At 68.6% G+C, this 5,604-nt stretch carries 6 protein-coding genes and 1 tRNA gene; 1 reads left to right on the forward strand and 6 read right to left on the reverse strand.

Annotated elements, in window-relative coordinates; all coding sequences use genetic code 11:
• The first annotated feature begins 347 nt into the window (after window positions 1–347).
• Window positions 348–1,310, forward strand: a complete 963-nt coding sequence (locus D7V93_RS36600) for a TerC family protein (protein ID WP_372338392.1) — start codon at window positions 348–350, stop codon at window positions 1,308–1,310.
• Between the two features lie 103 nt (window positions 1,311–1,413).
• Here D7V93_RS36600 and D7V93_RS36605 read toward each other — a convergent pair whose 3' ends face one another.
• From D7V93_RS36605 to D7V93_RS36630, 6 genes are all read right to left on the reverse strand, one after another.
• Window positions 1,414–1,740 carry a YacL family protein gene (locus tag D7V93_RS36605; RefSeq protein WP_147451528.1) on the reverse strand — a complete coding sequence of 109 codons (327 nt, stop codon included), beginning with the start codon at window positions 1,738–1,740 and terminating at the stop codon, window positions 1,414–1,416.
• 206 nt (window positions 1,741–1,946) lie between these two features.
• Window positions 1,947–2,018: transfer RNA gene (locus tag D7V93_RS36610), tRNA-Val, on the reverse strand.
• Window positions 2,019–2,099: 81 nt separating this feature from the next.
• Window positions 2,100–2,384, reverse strand: coding sequence for a hypothetical protein (locus tag D7V93_RS36615; protein ID WP_120647766.1), 285 nt, complete (start codon window positions 2,382–2,384; stop codon window positions 2,100–2,102).
• A gap of 19 nt (window positions 2,385–2,403) precedes the next feature.
• Window positions 2,404–2,829 carry an SCP2 sterol-binding domain-containing protein gene (locus D7V93_RS36620; RefSeq protein WP_120615440.1) on the reverse strand — a complete coding sequence of 142 codons (426 nt, stop codon included), beginning with the start codon at window positions 2,827–2,829 and terminating at the stop codon, window positions 2,404–2,406.
• A 10-nt stretch (window positions 2,830–2,839) separates the two neighbouring features.
• Window positions 2,840–4,462, reverse strand: coding sequence for an Hsp70 family protein (locus D7V93_RS36625; protein ID WP_120647768.1), 1,623 nt, complete (start codon window positions 4,460–4,462; stop codon window positions 2,840–2,842).
• Window positions 4,463–4,663: 201 nt separating this feature from the next.
• On the reverse strand, window positions 4,664–5,604 hold a 941-nt coding region (locus tag D7V93_RS36630), incomplete at its 5' end, for a 3'-5' exonuclease (protein ID WP_147451529.1).

Consider the following 5,604-nt stretch of genomic DNA (forward strand, 5'->3'; position numbering starts at 1 on the left):
CTCGTCACCCGCGCCCGTCCTCCCGGGCTCGCGTGCCACGGGGGGTCCGAGCGCCTGGCTGGTCTCTGCGGCCCGGTGAAGGCGTTCTCAGCCGGGGCCTTTGCAAACCCTCGCGACCGTGAACACTTCCCATCATTGGCCCTGCGCAAGTGGCTCTTGATTGCCCGCCTCCCCGGGGCGCCGCACGCCTGCCTCGGAGATTCTTCCGTTTTCCAGAAGGGTCGCGTCCAGATTCCCTATTTGCCGAAGGGTGCCCTGGCTCCTATCTGAAGGGGGTTCCGTCTTTCGTCCCGCCCCCTCCCCAGGTGAACGCCGTGGATTCGATACACACCCTCGCCAGCCCCGGCATGTGGGCGGGCTTCATCGCCTTCGTCTTCGCGATGCTCGCGTTGGACCTGGGCGTCTTCCATCGCAAGGCGCACGCGGTGAGCTTCAAGGAGGCCGGCGCGTGGAGTGCCGTGTGGGTGAGCCTGGCGCTGACCTTCAACGGCATCCTCTGGTGGCGCTTCGGCTCCGGGCCGGGGATGGAGTTCCTCACCGGCTACCTCATCGAGAAGTCGCTCTCCGTCGACAACATCTTCGTCTTCGTCGTCATCTTCTCCGCGCTGAAGATCCCGGCCATCCACCAGCACCGGGTGCTCTTCTGGGGCATCCTCAGCGCGCTGGTGCTGCGCGCGGTGATGATCTTCGCGGGCGTGGCGATGCTGGAGCGCTTCCACTGGCTCATCTACGTCTTCGGCGCGTTCCTCATCCTCACGGGCATCAAGCTCTTCGTGCAGCGCAACCACGAGGAGCACCCGGAAGACGGCTGGCTGATGCGCACCGCCCGCCGCGTCATCCCGTCCACGCCGCGCTTCGACGGGCAGCACTTCCTCACGGTGGAGAACGGCCGCAAGCTGGCGACGCCGCTGCTCATGGCGCTGATGCTGGTGGAGGCCTCCGACGTGCTCTTCGCGCTGGACTCCATCCCGGCCATCTTCGCCGTGACGCGCGACCCGTTCATCGTCTTCACGTCCAACATCTTCGCCATCCTGGGCCTGCGCTCGCTGTTCTTCCTGATGGCCGGGGCGATGGAGAAGTTCAGCTACCTGAAGGTGGGCCTGTCCGGCGTCCTCGTCTTCGTGGGCGCGAAGATGGCGCTCGTGGACGTGGTGCACCTGTCACCGGCCATCTCGCTGGGCGTCATCGCGCTGGTGCTGGGCGCGAGCATCGTCGCGTCGCTGGTGAAGGCCCGCCACACGCCGCCACAGGGCCCCGAGGCTCCGGCGCCGGATGCAGGCGGAAAGCTGACGCCCGCCACAAAGACCTGAACGCGCGAGCGTTCCCTGATGGAATAGAAGGCCGTGGGTCCCATGGGGTGTGGGGCTCCGGGCCCGGGCCCCCGAAGCGCGTGGGGGCTCGGGCCTTTTTGTTTCAGTGGGCCCGGGACAGTTCCATGAACGCCAGCCAGGAGCGCACGGCCTCCTCGAACTCCTCCAGGGGCAGGTCCTGCGAGCGCCCGGGGATGGCCTCCTCGCTGTGGATGGAGGCCCGCGCCCGCGACAGCTCCAGGCTCCAGGCGTCGCCGTTGACGTCCCAGCGCTCGCGGTTGCCCCGTCGCACGGCCTTGAGGACGCGCAGCATGTGCTCCGCCCTCGCCGGCTCCGAGCGCAGCTCCTGCGCGAGGTAGTCCGCCAGCACGTCGTCGGGCGGGAGTCCGCGCACCACCACCCGGCCCTGCTGATCCCACGTGAATCGCAATGTCCTGGGCACGCTGCGACGGTGCCACAGCCGCGGGAGCCAGCCCCAGGCCCGCCGGTGCCAATTGCGCCGGAAGCCGACACTGCCAGGCCCCCGCGTGAGGCAGCGGACGGGGACCCTGCACCGGAAGGCTCGGCCAGATGTTGGGAGGTGGAAAAGCGAAAGGCCGTGAGCCCTGGAAGGACTCACGGCCTCTTTCGCTGAAGTGGGCGCAGCAGGGCTTGAACCTGCGACCCCTGCCGTGTGAAGGCAGTGCTCTACCACTGAGCTATGCGCCCGACTGCTGACTGCCGTTGCCACCGCTGCGCAACGGACGGGGCGATAAGTGCCATCCGTCCGCGTGGGTGTCAACGCAATTTCTAGGAGGAACCCTCCGACAGCGCCTCCAGCTTCTCGTCCAGCTCACGCAGGCGGCGCTTGAGGCCCGCCAGCTGCTTCCCCACAGCCTTGAAGTCGCTCTTGGGCGCGAAGTTGAGGGCCTTCATCACCTCGTCCTGCCCCCGGTCGAGCGCCTGCTTGCCCCGCTGGACCCGGCCAATGGCGTTGGCGACGGCCAGGGCGCGCTTCTCGTCGCCCATGAGCTTCTCCATCGCCTTGCCGGAGAGCCCCAATGCCTGCTTCTTCAGTTCGTCCCGGATGCCCATGGGTGTCGTGGTCCTCGTGTCAGGGCCCGTCGGGGAACTCGGTCTTCAGCGCGGCGAAGACGCGATCCGCGATGCCCTTGTAGCGCATGCGTTCGATGAGGGGCTGCAGGTCGCCGCGCATGGAGATGCGGCGCTTGAGCACCGCCTCCACCGGGTCCAGCGTGCCCAGCAGCAGCTGCTTCCAGACGGAGTAGGGCGCGCGGGCCAGGTACACCGGCTCCAGCTCGTCCAGGTCGTCGGGATCCGCCAGCACGCGGGCCTTCTCGATGCGGCAGTCCCCCGGCACGACGTGCACCACGAAGGACTTCGCCAGCTTGCCCGGCTCCGCTTCGATGATGGCCCCGAAGTCGCCCTTCCAGCCCTTGCCGGCCATCGCGCACTCGGGATCCGAGTTCGTGAGCCGGACGGCCTCGTCCAACCATTCCTTCGACGGAAACTTCGACATCGCGCCTCCCCTACCCCCTGCGGAAGATGCTCTTGATGCTGGAGAAGAGGCCGCGGTCGTCATTGGACGCGCTGCTGCTGGACGGGGCCGGCTGCGCGTTGCGCGCGGACACCTCCTGCAGGGCCTTCTTCAACTGCTCGGGCGTGTCGCGGGTGGCCAGATCCACCTTGCGCAGCGTGCCCGTGGCGTCCTCCACCTGCACCTGGAGCAGACACTCCTCGGTGAGGCGGAAGTCGATCTTCCGGCCCGCGGACGCGGCCGGCACGCGCACCGTGCCCAGGTACTCGTTGTCCACCATCAGGTCGCTGTCGCCCTGGTAGATGTCCAGCTCGATGAAGGGCGAGCCCGGCTCCTTGGGCGGCGGCAGGCGGAAGCTCTTCACCATCGGGATGAGCGAGTTCTTCTCGATGATGCGCTTCACGCGCCCGTTGGGCATCGCGTAGCCGATGGGCATGGACAGCGCGTCCAGCAGCGTCACCGCGTCGATGCTGCCCAGCGAGTCACCCAGGAGCGCCGCGCCCAGCGCGACGCACTCGTCCGGGTGCACGCCCTTGCGCGGCGCCTTGCCGAAGTGCGCCTGGATCTTCTGCTGCACGAGCGGCATGCGGCTCTGGCCGCCCACCAGGATGATCTCGTCGATCTCCGAGCGGGAGATGCCCTTCTCCGCGAGCACGCGGTCGCAGATGTCGAAGGTGCGGTCCACCAGGTCGCCCGTGAGGTTGTTGAGATAGTCGCGGGTGAGCGGGATGCGCAGGTCCAGCGGCTTGCCCTTGCGCTCCTCGATGTACGGCAGGTCGATGACGACGTTGGGGATGAGCGTCAGGTCGATCTTCGCCGCCTCGGCGGCGTTCTTGATGCGCTGGAGCGCGATGGGGCTCTCGGTGAGATCGATCTTCGTCTCGTCGCGGAAGCGCTCCAGCACGTACTCCATGATGCGGTTGTCGAAGTCCGCGCCGCCCAGGAAGGTGTCGCCGCCGGTGGCCAGCACCTCGAAGACGTTGCCGGCCAGGTGCAGCACGCTGACGTCGAAGGTGCCGCCGCCCAGGTCGTACACGAGGATCTTCTGATCCAGGCCCCGGTTGAAGCCGTACGCCAGCGCCGCGGCGGTGGGCTCGTTGACGATGCGCTTCACGTCGAAGCCGGCCAGCCGCCCGGCCTCCTTCACCGCGTTGCGCTGGTTGTCGTTGTAGTAGGCGGGGACGGAGATGACGGCCGCGTCGATGGGGCCGCCCAGGAACTGTTCGGCGATCGTCTTGAGCTGCGACAGGACGAAGCTGGAGATCTGCGGCAGCGAGTAGAGCTTGCCGCCCATCGTCACCGCGGCGTCCCCGTTGGGGTCCTCCACGATGTCGTAGGGGAAGTACCCCTTGAGGTCCTCCACCGCCTTGGAGTGGAACTTGCGGCCGATGAGCCGCTTGGTGCCCCAGAGCGTGTTCTTGGGGTTCGTCACCATCTGGTCCTTGGCGACGCCGCCGACCAGGAGATCGTTCTTGGACGAGAGCGCGACCACGGAGGGCAGGATGAGGTTGCCGCGGTCCGTGGGGACGATCTTCGGGATGCGGTTGCGCACGGACGCCACCAGGGTGTTGGTGGTGCCCAGGTCAATCCCGACGATGCGTGGTCTGTCCGCCATGAAGGTCAGCGAGCGCACGCCAGGGGGACGGTGCGCCCGTCCTGACTCTCTAGCACGTCGTGCCGTGATGTGCGCGTTTCTAGGCGGATGCTTCCTCCCTGGCTGTAGTTCCGACCGGGCGGAAAACCAGGGGCCCCCTTTTCCTGGCCGCCCCCCCGTGCCAGGGGCTCCAGGGGCTCGGGGCCCTGATGTGGGTGGCGCCTAGAACCCGGGTTCCGGATCCGGCCCCAGCTCGCGGATGCGGATGGGCCCGTCGGGTTCGGGGGGCGGGAGCGTGTCGCACACCGTGTCGGGGGCTGCTGGCAGCTCGGTCAGGAAGCGCGACGGCGTCAGGAGGAGGCGTCCGTCCTCCCGGGGCAGCGACGTGTGGGGGTACACGAGCCAGAGGGCCTCCCGCGCCCGCGTGACGGCGACGTAGAAGAGGCGGCGCTCCTCCTCCTCGGCCTCGGGGGTGCGCGTGGCCTGCGACATCGGGAAGCGCCCATCCACCAGCCCGAGCACGAAGACGCAAGCCCACTCCAGCCCCTTGGCCTGGTGGACCGTGGACAGGGTGAGGACGTCGTCCGGCGGCTCGCCGTCCAGGGCCCCCTGCGCGGAGAACTCAGAGACGAGGGCGATGTCGGACAGGAAGCGCGGCACGTCCTCGAAGCGCTCGGCGAACTCCTGGAGCTGGCGCAGGTCCTCCGCGCGACGGGCTGCCGCATCGGACGCCTCCACCGCCTCTCGCGCCGCCAGCACGTCCGCGAGCAGCGCGCCCGGTCCTCGCGGCCCGCCTCGGGACAGCGTCGCCATCAGGGACTGGAAGCGCTGGAAGTCGGCGGCGGCCTTTCGCGGCACGTGCGCCTGCACGTCCGGGTGCAGCAGCGCGTCCCCCAGCGGCAGCTCCATGGGCAGCGCGGAGAGCGCGGTCCACAGGTGCTCGGTGCTGGCCGAGCCCACGCCGGGAAGGCGCCGCACGAGCCGCTTGAAGGCCAGCTCATCCTCGCGGTGGTGCACCCAGCGCAGGTGCGCGAGCGCGTCCTTGATGTGGGTCTGTTCGAAGAAGCGCACTCCGGAGCGCACGCGGAACGGGAGGCCGTGGCGCGCGAGCTCGAGCTGGAGCTCCAACGAGTGCAGGTGGGCGCGGTAGAGCACCGCCATGG

The organism is Corallococcus llansteffanensis, from assembly GCF_003612055.1.
Classification (GTDB): Bacteria; Myxococcota; Myxococcia; order Myxococcales; family Myxococcaceae; genus Corallococcus; species Corallococcus llansteffanensis.